Origin of the sequence: Brevibacillus parabrevis, assembly GCF_022701015.1 — a bacterium.
Classification (GTDB): Bacteria; Bacillota; Bacilli; order Brevibacillales; family Brevibacillaceae; genus Brevibacillus; species Brevibacillus parabrevis.
On record NZ_CP064090.1, the window covers coordinates 3,606,358 to 3,623,172 of the forward strand.

Sequence of the window (16,815 nt, forward strand, 5' to 3'; positions counted from 1 at the left end):
ATCAGGACATGAGTCTGCGGGAGCATTTCATCCAGCCCTGCAGGCTTTTTTCATGGCAAAAAAAGCTCCTTCTCGCGCCAAAGGCATCAGAAGGAGCTTTTTCATCGATGGAAATAAGGCAAGGCAAGGCGTATTCCCATTACTTGACCGTTAATTCGAGAAAGGCTTCCTGCAACAGCTCGTAAGACAGCAAGCGCTTCTGGAATGGCTTGATCGGGGTATGGATGATCAATTCCTCTACCTGATGCTTGGAAGCGATGGCCAACAGCTTTTCGCGCACCGACTCTTTTGTGCCGGCAATGACATTCGCTTCCTTTACTTCAATCGTGTAGTCCTCGTCGGATTGCTGCCCATACTCTTCCGCCTTTTTCAAACTCGTGACCGTGACGATTTTCCCGCTTTTCAGATGAATTTTGGCCACTTTCGTATCGGCGGCAAGCTGGGCGGCTTCTTCCTCGCTTGGCGCGACAATGACGGAAACAGCCAGGATCGCAAGCGGAGTGGCCCGTTTGCCAGGGCGAAACTGCTGTCGGTACGCGGCAAAGGCGGCTTGGCAAACCGTCTCGTCCTGGTTGATAAACAGCGCGAACACATACGGGACTCCGCGCTCTGCGGCAAGCTGTGCGCTGGCTACGCTCGTGCCCAGCAAGTAGATCCCGACTGGCTCATCCGGAATCGGCACTGCTTTCAAGCCGTACAGCGGGTGTGCCGGATGAAGCTCGTCGTGCAGGAACAGCTCAAGCTCCGCGAGCTTTTCTTCGAGAGAGGAGCCGGATGCTCCCGGCTGCTGCAACGCCTTGGTCGAGAGCGGCAGTCCACCCGGCGCGCGGCCGATCCCGAGATCGATCCGCCCCGGAGCGAGAGAAGCGAGGACGTGAAAATTTTCCGCTACTTTATAAGGACTGTAATGCTGGAGCATGACGCCGCCTGAGCCGATGCGGATGCGGCTTGTTTTGGCCAACAGATGAGCGATCAGCACCTCCGGCGATGAGCCGACGACATGATCGAGGTCGTGATGCTCCGCCACCCAGAACCGATGATAGCCCCACGCTTCCGCCTTTTGCACCAGTTCAATCGTGTGCTGGAAGGCTTCTGTTGCTGTTTCTCCTTCTTGAATCGGACTTTGATCGAGAATGCTCAAAGTAAGTGCCACGGTTTCTCTCCCCTAACGATGCGATTCTAAGGTCAAGCAAACACAAAAAGCCCCTTGCAAGCAAAAATCGCGAAGGGGCTTCTGGTGGTCCAGTCAGCTTATTTCCTTAGTTGTTTACTCGGATTTTAACGATAACGTATGCCGCTGTCAATGCAATCGTGAAAAATGCGCATGGAATATACACTGAATCTATGGCGAAAAAATCCGTTGACGAAACAGATTGGGGATGATAATATCCCTAGTAATCCGATAAGAATTTGAAAAGTCATCGACCAGACCACTGGAGAGGCTTCCTGCTTGGCATCATACAGCAGGAAGTCTTTTTGTTTACCGGAGACGGAGAGAAAAAGCAGCGAGAAGATAGGGAGGGAATGGAAGTGTCTGATGGACAGGAGAAAAAAGTCGTCGTGTGGGGGCGAGAAGGTTGCTCCTATTGTGAAAATGTGAAAGCTATTTTGGAAACGAACAACCAGCTGTACGAATGGATCGATGTAGCAGGAAAAGACGTGCTGCGCGACGTTTTGGAAGTCAAGTACGGCACGCGCTTGATTCCGCTGGTGGAGATTGGCGGCGAGGGGAAATATGAAGCCTTGCTCTACAACCAGCTGGATCGGCTGGAGTCCCTCCTGGATCGTTAGTTCGTTAGTTGCTTCCCGGCCCGAACAACCGCACAAAAGACAAAAGGCAGCGGAAGCAACTTCCCATAACCGGATCGATAAGGCGACAGACCGCTTGCGGTCACATTCCTTTTCAGGAAAAAGTCCCGACGTGTTTCCAAAGAAAAAGTCAGCTTGGCTAGGAGGAGATTGGATGGGAATCGGAGCGGCGGTTTGGAAGGAGCAGTCGCCGGCTGGCAGCCCGAGCGAGGCGAAAGAGGGCATGATCGCTTTTCAGCAAGTAAGCAAAACGTTTGAAAGCGGCGGCAAAACCGTCGAAGCGTTGAAAGACGTCACGCTCACGGTGGAAAAAGGCGACATTTTTGGCGTCATCGGCTTTAGCGGGGCAGGAAAAAGCACCTTGCTGCGCACCGTCAATTTGCTGGAGCGTCCCACAGCTGGCTCCGTCATTGTCGACGGAAAAGACTTGAGCAAGCTTTCGGTCAAAGAGCTGAGAAGCGTCAAGAAAAACATCGGCATGATTTTTCAGCAATTCAATCTGCTGGAGACCAAAACCGTGTTTGACAATGTAGCGATGCCGCTGGTGCTCGGCGACACGCCGAAAAAACAGATTCGCGAGCGCGTCGATGAGCTGCTGTCTTTCGTCGGTTTGACGGACAAAGCGGGCAGTTACCCGAACCAGCTCTCCGGCGGCCAGAAGCAGCGTGTCGGCATCGCCCGCGCTCTTGCGACCAACCCTTCGATTTTGTTGAGCGACGAGGCGACATCCGCACTCGACCCGCAGACGACCGAATCGATCTTGCAACTGTTGCAGCGCGTGAACAAAGAGTACAACATCACGATCTTGATGATCACGCATGAGATGAACGTCATCAAGGAGATTTGCAATCGCGTGGCCGTCATGGAGCATGGGGCGGTTGTCGAGCAAGGTAGCGTCCTCGATGTTTTTGCCAATCCGCAGACGGAAGTGGCACGCAATTTTGTCAAATCAGTCGTGCGCGATGATATTCCGCCAAGCGTGCACAAGCTGCTCGCAGCCAAACGGGGCAAGTCGAAAATTATCAAGATTCACTTCATCGGCGAAAGTACGGGACAGCCGATGCTCTCCCAGGTGGCGAAACGCTTCAACAGCGACGTGAACGTACTGTTTGGCAGCATCACAGAGCTTGCGGGCGTGCCTTTTGGCAATCTGATCGTGGAGCTTGCTGGCAACGAGGCGGACATAGCCCGCGCGTATCACTACATTCAGCAACAAAATGTGACGGTGAAGGAGATTGTTTCGTGATGGAAGTCAGTTCTGAGCAAGTTTTTCAGGCGCTGTATGAAACGGTCTACATGGTAAGTGTGTCACTGGTGTTTGCGACCGTGATCGGTTTGCCGCTCGGCATTTTGCTCGTCGTCACCAGAAAAGGGCACATTTTGGAAAATTTGGCGATCTTCTCGGCCTTGAATCCGGTGATCAACGTGCTGCGTTCTGTGCCGTTCATTATTTTGCTGGTGGCGATTATTCCGTTCACACGTCTGGTGGTGGGAACGTCCATCGGGACGACCGCGGCGATTGTTCCGCTCGTGATCTACACGGGGCCGTACATCGCCCGCTTGGTGGAAAACTCGCTGCTGGAAATCAATCCCGGCATTATTGAAGCAGCCGAGGCGATGGGAGCGACTCCGCTGCAAATCATTTTCCGCTTCCTCATTCCCGAGACGCTCGGGTCTTTGATCCTCAGCATTACGACTGCAACGATCGGACTGATTGGTGCAACGGCGATGGCCGGAGCGGTTGGCGGTGGAGGAATTGGCGACCTGGCGATTACATACGGGTACCAACGCTTCAGCACGATCACGATTGTGGCAACGGTCATCATTTTGGTCGTGCTCGTCCAGGGTATTCAATCATTGGGCAACGTGTTCGCCCGGAAAATTCGCCGAAATTAATCGAAACCTCGCAAAAGACAGGAGAGAACCAACGATGAAAAAGCTCGCCATTTCCATACTGCTGACCCTCGTGACGATTGTCGCGGCAGGGTGCGGAAGCGCAGCAGACCAAAAAAGCTTGAAAATCGGGATTCGCGGCTCGGAATCGCGGACGTGGGAGTTCGTGAAGGAGCAGGCTGCCAAACAAGGGCTTGCCATCGAACTGGTGCAATTCAATGCCAACGTCAACCCGAATACGGTGCTGTTGGAAGGCGAGATCGACGCCAACGCTTTCCAGCACGTCGCTTTTCTCGATCAGTTCAATACGAAAAACAACTCGGAAATCGTTCCCGTCGGCTCGACGATCATCGCGCCGTTGGGCATTTACTCCGACAAGTACAAGAAAATCGAAGAAATCCCGGACGGGGCAAAAATCGCCCTGCCGAACGACGATTCCAACTGGGGCCGCTCGCTGCTTTTGCTCCAGGAAGCGGGCTTGATCAAAGTCGTTGACAACTTTGACGGCTTCGGCGGCCAAGACAAAATCAAAGAAAATCCGAAAAAGCTGGAAATCGTTCCGGTCGATCCGGCGACTACGCCGCGCGTCATGAAAGACGTGGCCGCTTCGATCATCAACAACGGGACGGCGGTCGAAGCGGGCTTTTTGCTCAAAGACTCCATTTTTCACGAAAGCAAAACCGCCAAGCCGTACATTAACGTGATCGCGACCACCAAGCAAAACGAGAACCGCGAAGAGTTGAAAAAGCTGGTCGCCGTGTACCAATCGAAAGAAGTATCGGATTTTATCACCCAGACTTACAAAGGAAACTACATTCCGACACAAGTGACGGTCGAGGAGTTGAAAAACTTCAAAGACGCGTTTAAAAGCAAGCCGTAAAGCCGTTTGAACAGCAAGGCAGCAAATTTTATGCAGGAGGAAGGGGAGCAGTGCCATGCCGCAAAAAAGACAGATTCACTTGTCCGCCTATCTGGTAGGGACCGGGATTCACGTCGCCTCCTGGCGTCTGCCGGAAGCGCGAAAAAATGCCAGCATTGACATCGAATACTACAAATATTTGGCGCAGACAGCCGAGCGGGGCAAGTTCGACATCGCATTCATCGCGGATAGCCTGGCGGTGAACGAAGACTCGCACCCGAATATTTTGAACCGTTTCGAGCCGACGACATTGCTCGCCGCACTCGCTGGCGCGACCAGTAAAATCGGCTTGGTCGCCACAGCGTCGACCACGTATTACGAACCGTACAATCTCGCGCGCCTGTTCGCCTCCGTCGACCACATCAGCAACGGCCGCGCGGGCTGGAACATGGTGACGACCGGAGACGCTACCGGGGAAACGGGACGCAATTTCAGCCGCAATAACCACCTGGAGCACGATCACCGTTACGAGTGGGCTGAGGAGTTCATCGATGTCGTTCAAGGCTTGTGGGATTCCTGGGAAGACGACGCTTTTGTCCAGGACAAGGAAACGGGCGTCTTTTTCGACCCGAATAAGCTGCATCGACTCCATTACAAAGGAACGTACTATTCGGTCCAGGGGCCGCTGAATATCGGCCGATCGAGACAGGGGCAACCCGTTATCGTGCAGGCAGGCGCGTCTGAGCCAGGACAAAGGCTGGCAGCGCGTACCGCCGAAGTGGTCTTCTCGCATGTCAAAGATTTTGAACGCGCCAAAGCATTTTACCGCAGCTTGAAAAGCAAGCTGGCCGATTACGGCCGCACGCCTGACCAGCTGCATATTTTGCAAGGCATTTCGCCGATCGTCGCGGATACGAAGGAAGAAGCGGAAGCGATCCACCGCCGTCTGCACGACTTGCTTTTGCCGGAGCAAGGGCTGCGCTTTTTGTCCGGCTACTTGGGCAAGGTCGATTTCAGCAAATACTCGCTGGACACCCCGGCAAAAGAAGTGGAGTTCCCGCAAGACAACGGGATTCAAAGTCATTTTGAGTGGATGACAGATTTGATCCGCCAAAAAAATCCGACTTTGCGCGAGTTGTACGCCCTGCTCGAAGGCGGCCCCAATCGCGAGCTGATCGGCACGCCGGAACAAATTGCCGACGTACTGGAAAAGTGGTTTACCCAAGGGGCGGCAGACGGCTTCATGTTTATCGCTCCAGTTTTGCCGCAAGGTTTGGAAGCTTTCGTGGACAAAGTCATCCCGCTGTTGCAGGAAAGAGGCTTGTATCGCCACGATTACGAGGGCGATACGCTGCGGGAGCATCTCGGGCTGGAAAAACCGTACAACCGCTTGGCCGTGCGCAGCCGGGCATTAAGCGAAGTCGAGTCCTGAACGTAGCAGCAGGTCAGGTGACAGAAGAAAGGAGAGGTTCAGGATGAGCACAGAAACGCAGGAGCTGACACGAACCGATTGGGAGCAGAAGCTGATCGCGATTCGCAGACAGTTGCATCAATACCCGGAAGTGGCCTACGAAGAATTTGAAACGACCCGTTCGATTCGGGAGTGGCTGACAGAAGCGGGGATTCGCCTGATCGAGCTGCCGCTGGCAACAGGTGTCGTGGCGGAAATCGGGGGCAAAAACGCTGGCCCTGTGATCGCCTTGCGCGCCGACATCGACGCGTTGCCGATTCAGGAGGAGACGGGGCTGCCCTATGCCTCGACCATCGTCGGAAACATGCACGCTTGCGGGCACGACTTTCACACCGCCGTCATCCTGGGCGCTGCTTTTTTGCTAAAGCAGCAGGAGGAAAAGCTGCCCGGAACGGTGCGTCTGCTGTTTCAGCCGGCAGAAGAAAAAGGTACGGGCGCCGCGCTTTTGATGGAAAAGGGCGCTTTGGACGGCGTGACAGCGATCTTCGGGCTGCACAACAAACCTGATCTGGAAGTCGGGACCGTCGGGATCAAGCCGGGAGCGTTGATGGCGAGTGTCGATGGCTTCGATATCGAGGTGGAAGGGCTTGGTACACACGCGGCAATTCCTCACGCCGGAATCGATCCGATTGTCGCCGCATCGCAGATCGTGACCGCGCTGCAATCGATTGTCAGCCGCAACGTCAGCCCGCTGGAAAATGCGGTTGTCAGCGTGACGACGATCCACGGAGGGACGACCTGGAACGTGATCCCGGATAAGGTCGCTCTCGGCGGCACAGTCCGCACGTTTCAGGAGGAAGTCCGGCAGAAAATCCCGGGGCGCATTCGGGCGATCATCGAGGGAGTCGCTGCGGCATACGGGGCGAAAGTGAGCCTGCGCTGGTTCAAAGGCCCGCCTTCCGTGCAAAACGACGGCCCTTTGACCAAACTGGCGGCCGAAACAGCGGAGAAGCTCGGCTTGCAAGTCGTCACGCCTGAGCCGTCCGCCGCAGGGGAAGATTTCGCCTATTATCAGCAAAAAATTCCCGGCGTGTTCGTTTTCGTCGGAACATCCGGGACAAACGAATGGCATCATCCCGGATTTACCGTAGATGAACGGGCGATTGCGATCAGCGCGAACTATTTTGCCGAGCTGGCCTGGCGTGCTCTGAAAGGCGGGTGAGAGTAGCAGATGATCCACATTAGCAACTTGAGCAAATCATACAAAACCGCCAAAGGCGTCATTCCCGTTTTGCAAAACATCGATCTGTTCATCCCCAAGGGCGACATCTTCGGAATCATCGGCTTTTCCGGGGCGGGCAAATCGACCTTGATCCGTTGCTTGAATCGGCTGGAAGAGCCGGATTCGGGCACCATCGAGATCGGGGGAAAAGTGATTACCGATTTGCCGGAGAAGGAGCTGCGGCAGGCGCGGCAAAAAATCGGCATGATTTTTCAGCAATTCAACCTGCTTGACGCGCGCACCGTTTTTCAAAATGTCGCTTTTCCGCTGGAGGTGGCGGGGCATCCGAAGCCGTTCATCCGCGCCCGAGTCCGAGAAATTCTCGACCTGGTGCAGCTTGGCGACAAGGAGAACGTCTATCCGTTTCAGTTGAGCGGCGGGCAAAAGCAGCGCGTCGGCATCGCCCGCGCGCTCGTCAACCAGCCTGATCTGTTGCTCAGCGACGAAGCGACATCCGCTCTCGATCCGCAGACGACTTATTCCATCCTGGAGCTTTTGCGCGAGATCAACCGCCAGCTCAAGCTGACGATCGTGCTCATTACCCACGAGCTGGACGTACTCCAGCATGTGTGCAACAACATGGCGGTAATTGAAAATGGCCGGATCGTCGAAACCGGGACGGTGGAGAAATTTTTCCTCAACCCGGAAAGCGACACGGCGAAGCGCTTCGTCCATATTATCGATCATTACCGGGAGAAGCGGAGCGTAATGGAAGGAGTCGGGGCAGGCATATGAACAACGATCTGATTGACTTGCTCTGGGAAGGGCTATTGGAGACGCTTTACATGGTTTTTTGGTCGTCTTTGTTTGCGCTCGCGATGGGCGTCGTGCTTGGAGTCACGCTGGTTGTTACCGACAAAGGAGGCATTCTCGAAGCGCCGAAGCTGAACAAGGTCATCAGTACCGTAATTAACGGTGTCCGCTCTCTTCCATTGATCATTTTGATCGTCCTGCTGTTGCCTTTGTCGCGCCTGATCGTCGGTACGACGCTTGGGCCAACGGCGGCGATTGTCTCCTTGTCGATCGGTGCCGCTCCTTTTCTCGGACGAATTATCGAAAGCGCGTTGAAAGAAGTGAGCGCCGGGAAGATTGAGGCCGCGAAGGCGGTCGGGGCTACTCCGTTCACGATCATTTTTCGCGTGCTGATTCCCGAGGCGATGCCAGCCCTCGTGCGCGGAATTACGATCGGAATTATCGGGATCACCGAGTTTACGGCTGTAGCAGGGGCGATTGGGGCAGGCGGGCTTGGCAGCCTGGCGATCCGTTTCGGCTATCAGCGCTTTCGCGAGGATGTGCTGATAGCCACAGTCCTGCTCATTATTTTGCTCGTGCAAATCATTCAATGGTCGGGCGATTTGCTCGTCAAATCGATCAACAAGAAGCGGTACAAATTCGAGTAAACAAAGCAAGCGTGACCAAAAAAGAAATCAGAGATTCATCACTAGAGGAGTGGAACGTATGAGAAAAAAAGGTCTTGGGGTCATTTTTAGTGTACTTGTCGCATTCAGCATGGTAGCAGCAGGGTGCGGCTCAGGTTCCGGTTCCGGCGCATCGGGCAGCCAGTCGTCCAGTTCGGCTCCCGCAGCACCAGCCCAGTCCGGCTCCGGGCAGGCGGCAGAACCAGCCAAAGAAGTCACTTTGAAGGTTGGCGCGGCCCCTGTCCCGCACGCGGAAATTTTGGAGTTCGTGAAGCCAAAGCTGAAAGAGCAGGGCGTGAATTTGGAAGTCGTCGTTCTCGATGACGAGGGACAGCTGAATCCGGCTTTGCAAGACAAGCAGATCGACGCGAACTTTTTCCAGCACGTCCCGTATTTGGATTCGATCAAAACCGAAAAAGGCTATGACTTTGCGGTGACGACAAAAGTTCACGTAGAACCGATCGGGTTTTACTCTGACAAGCTCAAATCCAAGGACGAGATTCAGGAAGGGGCGAAGATCGGCATTCCGAACAACCCGTCCAACGAATACCGCGCGTTGATCTTGTTGCAGGAACAAGGCTGGATCAAGCTGAAAGACGGTCTGACAACCTATCAGGCGACGCCAAAGGATATCGCGGAGAATCCGAAAAAACTGGAGTTCATCGAAGCGGAAGCATCCACATTGCCGCGAGTTTTGCCCGACCTCGCTGGCGCGGTGATCAATACAAACGTCGTGCTGGAAGCGAAAATCGATCCGAAGAGCGCTCTGTTCCGGGAAGGGGCGAACTCGCCATACGCCAACGTGATTACGGTTCGCAAAGGCGACGAAAACCGGGACGAGATCAAAAAGCTGGATGCCGTTCTTACTTCACCTGAGGTCAAAAAGTTCATCGAAGACAAATACGGTGTCGCTGTCGTTCCCGCTTTTTAACTGGTCCGGGAGAAGGGAGCAAGTCGACCATGAAGGAAAATCAGCGAGCAAAAGCCATTCGCATCCGCGATGCACGAGGCGAGGATCAGGAGCAGATCAAACAGCATTTGCTCGAAGCGTACACGCAGTACGAGCAGCTGCTGTCGGTAGAGCGATGGACGCGCTACAAGCAGGAGATCGAAGAATCTGCGCAAGGGCGCCAGACGATTGCTTTTCTTGTTGCAGACTGGGGCGATGAAATCGTCGGCAGCGTCCAGTTGTTCGCTTCGGCGCAGTCGGCGTACAATCGGCCTGAGCTGGAAATTCATACGCCGATCATCCGGTTTCTGGCCGTATCGCCAAAAGCGAGAGGAAACAGAATCGCCGAACGGCTGATCGAGGAAGTCGTCCGGCGCTCCCGCGACCTGGGAGCGGCGACCTTGCACCTGCACACGACAGACATGATGGCGGCGGCCGTCAAGCTGTACGAGCGACTCGGATTCGCTCGTGCAGTCGAGAAAGACTTTTTCAACGGGGAAACACACGTCAAAAGCTATTGGCTGCGGCTGGGCGAGGCGAGGGTGGGCTGACGCAGGCAAGCTGAGCAACCAACATAGCGTGTTAGGGAGCGAGTGCTTCGTATCCGGCACCAAATAGCGTGCCAAGGAGTCTTACTCCCAGCCAACACCAAATAGCGCGAAGCTGCGATTATCCCCCATCCCGCACATATGAAAGCCCTGATGAGAGCAAGTCGTCATCAGGGTTGTTTTTTTGCCTGTCTCATTACGTGGGTCAGCTGTACTTGCTCAGCACATCGAAAAATTCCTTTAAAAAGTGGTAAAACAGCTTTTCCGAAGGGGGCAGCTCCCGGTTGTTCGGGATGATGATGCCGACCGTACGCTGGACGAGCGGCTCGCTGATCGGAATTTTGACAGTCTCGCGCGGCACGTTATCCGTCAAGGTCAGCTCAGGCAAAAGCGTGACGCCAAGCCCTGCAGCGACGAGTCCCTTGATCGCGTCAATATCCTCCCCTTCGAAGGCGACTTTGGGAGCGAAGCCCATTTGCGAACAGGCGTTGACCGCGATATTTCGCAAAATAAAACCGGGCGGGAACAGGACGAACGTATCTTCCTGAAGCTGATTCAGTCGCAAATTCGGCTGTTTGGCGAGCGGATGTCTCGCGGGCAGCAGCGCGACGATGTTTTCGGCGAAAAAAATATGGCTGCGCACGTTTTTTTCCTGGGTCGGAACCGGGCCGAGAAAAGCCAGGTCGATCTCGCCGTTGATGACGGAGTCGATCAGCCCCTGATAAGAGCCTTGCTTCAACTGAAAGCCGATATCCGGGTACCTTGCGCGAAAGCCGGAAATGACCGTTGGCAGCGGATTGGCAGCCAGACTGCTCGTAAACCCGACGCGGATCGTCCCGCGCTCCGGATCGAGAAATTCGTCAATTTTTTGCTTGGCTTTTTCGATTTCGCTCACAGCCATTTCCATGTGTTGCAAAAAGATTCTGCCTACGGCTGTCAGCTTGACGTTGCGGCCTTCGCGGATAAACAGGGAGACGCCAAGCTCTTCCTCCAGATTGGCGATCTGCCGGCTCAGCGCAGATTGGGCCACGTGCAAGTTGTGCGAAGCTTCAGTGAAATGCTCGCGTTTGGCTACTTCAATGAAGTATTGAATCTGTCGAAGCTCCATGAAGACCCCCCATTCCCGATCAATCTCGTTTTGAGATTAATATTGAGTAAATTATATATTGTTTGTATCGGTTCACTCAATCTAAAATTGAGTTAACAGAGAGAGCAAGGGAGTGGAGACAAATGACGAGAAATGGAATGCCTGCGAAGCAAGGTTTATACGATCCGATGTTCGAGCACGACGCTTGTGGAATCGGTTTTATTGCCAATTTGAAAGCAAAAGCCACGCATGAGATGGTGCAAAACGGCTTGAAAATTCTTTGCCAGCTGGAGCATCGCGGCGGGCAAGGCAGCGATCCGGAAACGGGTGACGGAGCCGGAATTTTGACGCAAATTCCGCACGCCTTTTTCAAAAAAGCCTGTAAGGAGTTGGGCTTCCAGCTTCCGGCGCAAGGCAAGTACGGCGTGGGCATGCTGTTTATGCCGATGGATGAACAGCTGCGCGAGCAATACGAAGCGAAACTGGCCGCCATTATTGCGGCAGAAGGTCAAAAGCTGCTTGGCTTCCGCACGGTGCCCGTCGATGGGACGAAGATCGGCAAAACGGCCGCAGCCAGCCAGCCTTTTGTCCGTCAGGTGTTTATCGGAGCGAGTGCTGATTTAGCTGACCAGATGGCGTTTGAACGGAAGCTGTACGTCATTCGCAAGCAGATGGAGCAAGCGGCAGGCGAAGGCTTCTACGCAGCGTCCATGTCTTCCCGCACCATCGTCTACAAAGGACTGTTGACTCCAGGACAGCTTGACGCATTTTACCTTGATTTGCAAGAAGATTCGTACACTTCTACTTTTTCCGTGGTGCACTCGCGATTCAGCACGAACACCTTTCCGACGTGGGAGAGAGCGCACCCGAACCGCTATCTGATCCACAACGGGGAAATCAACACGTTGCAGGGCAATGTGAACTGGATGATGGCCCGCGAAAAAATGTTCGAGTCGGCTCTGTTTGGACGCGATCTGGAAAAAGTGGTTCCCGTCATTGATATGCAAGGAAGCGACTCGGCTATCCTCGACAACTGCGTGGAATTTTTCTCGCTGGCTGGCAGATCGTTGCCGCACGTCGCGATGATGATGATTCCCGAACCGTGGGATCAGGATGAGCAGATGGATGAACATAAAAAAGCTTTTTACGAATACCACAGCTGCTTGATGGAACCGTGGGACGGCCCGACCGCCATTTCCTTTACCGATGGCAGACAAATCGGGGCGATCCTCGACCGGAACGGCTTGCGCCCGGCGAGATACTACGTAACGACAGATGACACGATCATTTTCTCGTCGGAAGTAGGCGTACTCGAAGTACCGGAAGAAAAAATCGTGCAAAAAGGACGCCTCAGCCCCGGCCGCATGCTGCTCGTCGATCTGGAGGAAGGCCGCATCGTCTCGGATGAAGAGATCAAGCGGCAAATCGCCAGCGAACAGCCGTACCGCGACTGGGTAAAAACGCAATTGCAGCCGTTGGAACAACTGCCGGCAGCAGGCACTCCCGACGATCTGGCAGGTCAAGAACTGCTGGCGCGCCAAAAGGCATTTGGCTACACGCAGGAAGAGCTGGACAAAATGTTGGCGCCGATGGTCGCAGAACAAAAAGACCCGATCGGCTCGATGGGCGTCGACACGCCGCTCGCTGTGCTGTCAGACCGTCCGCAGCTGCTGTATCATTACTTTAAACAATCGTTCGCGCAAGTTACGAATCCGCCAATCGATTCGCTGCGCGAGGCTTGTGTCACATCGACCCATACGGTTCTCGGGGCGGAAGGCAATCTGTTGGCACCGACCGCAGCCAATTGCCGCAGAATCCGTTTGACCAATCCGCTTTTGTCCAATCAGCAGCTGGCACAGCTTCGCGCCAATCCGTACCAAGAGTTCAAGGCGAAGACGTTGCCGATTCTTTTCAAGGCAGACGGCGGAGATCGCGCGCTGGAGGAAGCGCTGGAAGGCTTGTTTGCCGAAGCGGATGAGGCGATTGCAGCTGGATACACCTTGTTGATCTTGTCTGACCGCGGCTTGAATGCCGACTGGGCGGCGATTCCGGCTTTGCTTGCTGCAAGCGGCTTGCATCACCATCTGGTACGCCAGGGAACCCGCACGAAAGCCAGCCTGATCGTCGAATCGGGCGAACCGCGCGACGTGCATCAATTCGCCATGCTGATCGGCTACGGCGCGGATGCTGTCAACCCGTACGTTGCGATTGCCTCCGTGCTCGACCTGATCACTGCTGGCAAGCTGAAAGAAGTGACGGTCGAGGAAGCGATTGAGGCTTACTTGCAAACGGCGATCGAAGGCGTCGTCAAGGTCATGTCGAAAATGGGCATTTCCACGATCCAAAGCTATCGCGGCGCGCAAATTTTTGAAGCGGTCGGCATTCATTCCGCTGTCATCGACCGTTACTTTACCCGCACGCCTTCGCAAATCTCGGGCATCTCGCTCGATGTGATCGCCCAGGAGACGCTGCTCCGCCACGCGCAAGCCTTTTCGCCAGAACATTCCGAAGAAAAGCTCGACGCAGGCAGCGACTTCCAATTCCGGCGCGACGGCGAGTATCACCTGTTCAATCCGAAAACCGTGCACGCTTTGCAAAAAGCATGCCGCGAAGGCAGCTACGAGCAGTACAAAATTTACGCCGAAATGGCGGGGGAGCAGCCGTTTTCCGCTTTGCGCCACCTGCTCGATTTCCAATCGGATCGCAAGCCGATTCCGTTGAATGAAGTCGAATCGGTAGACTCGATTGTCCACCGCTTCAAAACGGGCGCGATGTCCTACGGCTCGCTGAGCAAGGAAGCGCACGAGACGCTGGCGATTGCCATGAACCGTCTGGGAGCGAAAAGCAACAGCGGTGAAGGGGGAGAAGACCCGACCCGTTACACGACGGATGAAAACGGAGACTTGCGCCGCAGCGCCATCAAGCAGGTCGCTTCCGGACGATTTGGCGTATCCAGCCACTATTTGGTCAATGCTTCCGAAATCCAGATCAAAATGGCGCAAGGAGCGAAGCCAGGGGAAGGCGGACAGCTTCCAGGCAGCAAGGTGTACCCGTGGATTGCCGAAGTGCGCGGCTCGACGCCAGGTGTCGGACTGATTTCGCCGCCGCCTCACCACGACATTTACTCGATTGAGGATCTTGCGCAACTGATTTTCGACTTGAAAAACGCCAATCCGCGCGCTCGCATCAGCGTGAAGCTCGTGTCCAAGGCAGGCGTCGGAACGATTGCCGCCGGGGTGGCAAAAGGCTTGGCAGACGTCATTGTCATCAGCGGTCACGACGGAGGGACGGGTGCCTCGCCGAAATCGAGCATCAAGCACGCTGGCTTGCCGTGGGAGCTGGGCTTGGCGGAAACGCATCAGACGCTGTTGCTCAACCAGCTGCGAGATCGCGTCGTGCTGGAGACAGACGGCAAGCTCATGACCGGCCGCGACGTCGTCATCGCTGCCTTGCTCGGAGCGGAAGAGTTCGGTTTCGCGACGGCTCCGCTCGTCTCCATCGGTTGCGTCATGGCCCGTGTTTGCCATCTGGATACGTGCCCGGTCGGGGTTGCCACGCAAAACCCCGAGCTGCGCAAACGTTTCAAGGGCGATCCGCAGCACGCCGTCAACTTCATGCGCCTCGTCGCTCGCGAAGTGCGCGAAATCATGGCCCAGCTCGGTTTCCGCTCCATCGAAGCGATGATCGGCCAAAGCCAGATTCTCACCGTAAGCGAAAGAACGAAAGCGCACTGGAAAGCGAAACATATCGACCTGTCCGCACTTTTGTTCCAGCCAGCCGTCTCCGCCGAGGTCGGCAGATACCATCAGCGCAACCAAGATCACAAGCTGGAGGAGACGCTGGATCGCCAAAGCTTGCTCGCATTGTGCAAGCCAGCGCTAGAAAAACAAAAACACATCCAGGCAAGACTGCCGATCAGCAACACAAACCGCGTCGTCGGGACGATCCTTGGCAGTGAAGTGACGAGAAGATACGGTCTGCACGGCTTGCCGGAAGATACGATTCGCCTGGACTTCTACGGTTCGGCTGGTCAAAGCTTCGGCGCATTCGTTCCGCGCGGCATTACGTTGCAGCTGGAAGGCGATGCGAACGACTACGTCGGCAAAGGGCTGTCTGGCGGAAAAATCGTCGTCGCGCCAGCGAAAAAGAGCCTTTTTGCCCCTGAGCGCAACATGATCATCGGAAACGTCGCCTTCTACGGCGCGACCTCTGGCGAAGCGTACATCAACGGCCTGGCAGGCGAGCGCTTCTGCGTGAGAAACAGTGGTGTCACCGCCGTTGTCGAAGGTGTCGGCGACCATGGCTGCGAGTATATGACCGGAGGACGTGTCGTGGTGCTCGGTCAGGTCGGCAAAAACTTTGCGGCGGGCATGTCGGGCGGAACCGCCTACGTGCTGGCAGAAGACAAAGCGGCTTTTGCGGCAACTTGCAATCAGGAAATGGTTCTTTTGGAAAAGCTGGACGACCAGAGCGAGATTGCCGCTGTCAAAAAACTGCTGGAAAATCACCTTGCTTTCACAGGAAGTCCGCTGGCAAAAGCACTCTTGGATCAATGGCAGCAAACCGTCGCCAAGTTCGTCAAAGTAATTCCAAAGGACTACAAGCAAATCGTCTTGACGATGGAAGAGCTGGAGAAATCCGGCATGAAGCGCCAGGAAGCGATCTTGGCCGCATTCGAAATGAACCAGAAGAAGAGCGAACAAAAAGCAAAAGCACCGAAAAAAAAGGCGCCTGAGCAAGTCGGCGTGTCGGTTGGACAATAAATGCGCTCCGGCAATAAATTAGGAAGGAAAGCGGCAACTCGGGAGACAGGTTGCCGTTTTTTTGCTTTTCGTTTTGGGAAAAAAGAACTGGAACGAGTGCGCTTTTAAGGTCTAATGTCCTATGAATGTGGTTTCTATATTTGTCGATTTTTATAGAGTGTGTAAAAATATCCAAAGAAAGGGAATTGATTAATGAAAGCACCACTCTCGATTAAAATCATCCAGGGATTTATGCTCTTGCAAATTTTTGTCCTGGTAAGCCTGTACGTAATCGTGGAACTGGCCGATCCGATGAACCTCAGCCATTGGGCGAGCAAAATCGTCTTTCGAATGGTCGATATGCCACAGGACATGCTGGAGCAAAGCTATGTATTGGGCAGGTTAAAAGGCATGTTGACGTTTCCGTTATTTTTCACGTCTCTGCTCGCACTTTTTATCAAACTGCGAATGTTGAAAACGTCAATCGGGTGCATCATTTTGATCATGTTGCTGGATGTAAGTAAAGGAACGTTTTTGGTTGCCATCGTCTATTTGGTTATTTTATTGGTGCTGCTCAACAACAAGCAAGCGAAAGTGTATTTCCAGCAGAAGCGAAAAACCAAGGCGGCCGAAGCTGCATAAATGCGCATAAAAACAGGACATTCTTCCAAGAGCTGCTGGAGGGAATGTCCTGTTTCATTATATATGCGATATCTCTTGCTACACCCTGAGCAAATCCCTCCTCCCTCCCTGGTAGAAAAGGTGGAAAAGCAAAGGCTGAGATCCGGAAAAGAGGGACTTTAGTATCATGGAATAT

Annotated in this window: 14 protein-coding genes; 12 read left to right on the forward strand and 2 right to left on the reverse strand. The window is 54.4% G+C overall.

Annotated features, from left to right (window positions below; all coding sequences use genetic code 11):
* Nucleotides 1-139 precede the first annotated feature (139 nt).
* Nucleotides 140-1,153: an LLM class flavin-dependent oxidoreductase gene (locus IRJ17_RS17385; RefSeq protein WP_173599510.1), complete on the reverse strand. Its 1,014-nt coding sequence runs from the start codon at nt 1,151-1,153 to the stop codon at nt 140-142.
* A gap of 377 nt (nt 1,154-1,530) precedes the next feature.
* Here IRJ17_RS17385 and IRJ17_RS17390 point away from each other — a divergent pair, with 377 nt between their 5' ends.
* The 10 genes from IRJ17_RS17390 (at nt 1,531) to IRJ17_RS17435 (ending at nt 10,172) form a co-directional block, all read left to right on the forward strand.
* On the forward strand, nt 1,531-1,791 hold the full coding sequence (locus tag IRJ17_RS17390; protein WP_233454211.1) for a glutaredoxin family protein: 261 nt from the start codon (nt 1,531-1,533) through the stop codon (nt 1,789-1,791).
* A gap of 241 nt (nt 1,792-2,032) precedes the next feature.
* Nucleotides 2,033-3,055: a methionine ABC transporter ATP-binding protein gene (locus tag IRJ17_RS17395; protein WP_141254259.1), complete on the forward strand. Its 1,023-nt coding sequence runs from the start codon at nt 2,033-2,035 to the stop codon at nt 3,053-3,055.
* Entirely contained in the window at nt 3,055-3,705 is a 651-nt protein-coding gene (locus IRJ17_RS17400) for a methionine ABC transporter permease (protein WP_242775295.1), read from the forward strand. The genes IRJ17_RS17395 and IRJ17_RS17400 overlap by 1 nt, the downstream gene beginning before the upstream one ends.
* 34 nt (nt 3,706-3,739) lie before the next feature.
* Nucleotides 3,740-4,582: a MetQ/NlpA family ABC transporter substrate-binding protein gene (locus IRJ17_RS17405; protein WP_122965448.1), complete on the forward strand. Its 843-nt coding sequence runs from the start codon at nt 3,740-3,742 to the stop codon at nt 4,580-4,582.
* Between the two features lie 55 nt (nt 4,583-4,637).
* Nucleotides 4,638-5,993, forward strand: coding sequence for an LLM class flavin-dependent oxidoreductase (locus IRJ17_RS17410; protein ID WP_242771222.1), 1,356 nt, complete (start codon nt 4,638-4,640; stop codon nt 5,991-5,993).
* 43 nt (nt 5,994-6,036) lie between these two features.
* Nucleotides 6,037-7,194, forward strand: coding sequence for a M20 peptidase aminoacylase family protein (locus IRJ17_RS17415; protein WP_242771224.1), 1,158 nt, complete (start codon nt 6,037-6,039; stop codon nt 7,192-7,194).
* Nucleotides 7,195-7,203: 9 nt separating this feature from the next.
* The gene (locus IRJ17_RS17420; RefSeq protein ID WP_122965451.1) at nt 7,204-7,989 is read left to right on the forward strand and encodes a methionine ABC transporter ATP-binding protein; all 786 of its coding nucleotides are present in this window, start codon (nt 7,204-7,206) and stop codon (nt 7,987-7,989) included.
* Complete coding sequence (locus IRJ17_RS17425) at nt 7,986-8,654, forward strand: methionine ABC transporter permease (RefSeq protein ID WP_122965452.1); 669 nt, start codon at nt 7,986-7,988, stop codon at nt 8,652-8,654. Before IRJ17_RS17420 ends, IRJ17_RS17425 begins: the two co-directional genes overlap by 4 nt.
* 58 nt (nt 8,655-8,712) lie before the next feature.
* Entirely contained in the window at nt 8,713-9,603 is an 891-nt protein-coding gene (locus IRJ17_RS17430; protein ID WP_122965453.1) for a MetQ/NlpA family ABC transporter substrate-binding protein, read from the forward strand.
* Nucleotides 9,604-9,632: 29 nt separating this feature from the next.
* Nucleotides 9,633-10,172, forward strand: a complete 540-nt coding sequence (locus IRJ17_RS17435) for a GNAT family N-acetyltransferase (protein ID WP_173599514.1) — start codon at nt 9,633-9,635, stop codon at nt 10,170-10,172.
* Between the two features lie 202 nt (nt 10,173-10,374).
* Here the strand turns inward: IRJ17_RS17435 and gltC are convergent, their stop codons facing one another.
* Nucleotides 10,375-11,277 carry a glutamate biosynthesis transcriptional regulator GltC gene (gene gltC / locus IRJ17_RS17440; protein WP_122965455.1) on the reverse strand — a complete coding sequence of 301 codons (903 nt, stop codon included), beginning with the start codon at nt 11,275-11,277 and terminating at the stop codon, nt 10,375-10,377.
* Between the two features lie 122 nt (nt 11,278-11,399).
* Here gltC and gltB point away from each other — a divergent pair, with 122 nt between their 5' ends.
* Together gltB and IRJ17_RS17450 are read left to right on the forward strand one after the other, a co-directional pair.
* On the forward strand, nt 11,400-16,019 hold the full coding sequence (gene gltB / locus IRJ17_RS17445) for a glutamate synthase large subunit (RefSeq protein WP_242771226.1): 4,620 nt from the start codon (nt 11,400-11,402) through the stop codon (nt 16,017-16,019).
* 192 nt (nt 16,020-16,211) lie between these two features.
* On the forward strand, nt 16,212-16,640 hold the full coding sequence (locus IRJ17_RS17450; RefSeq protein ID WP_122965457.1) for a hypothetical protein: 429 nt from the start codon (nt 16,212-16,214) through the stop codon (nt 16,638-16,640).
* The last annotated feature ends 175 nt before the right edge of the window (nt 16,641-16,815 follow it).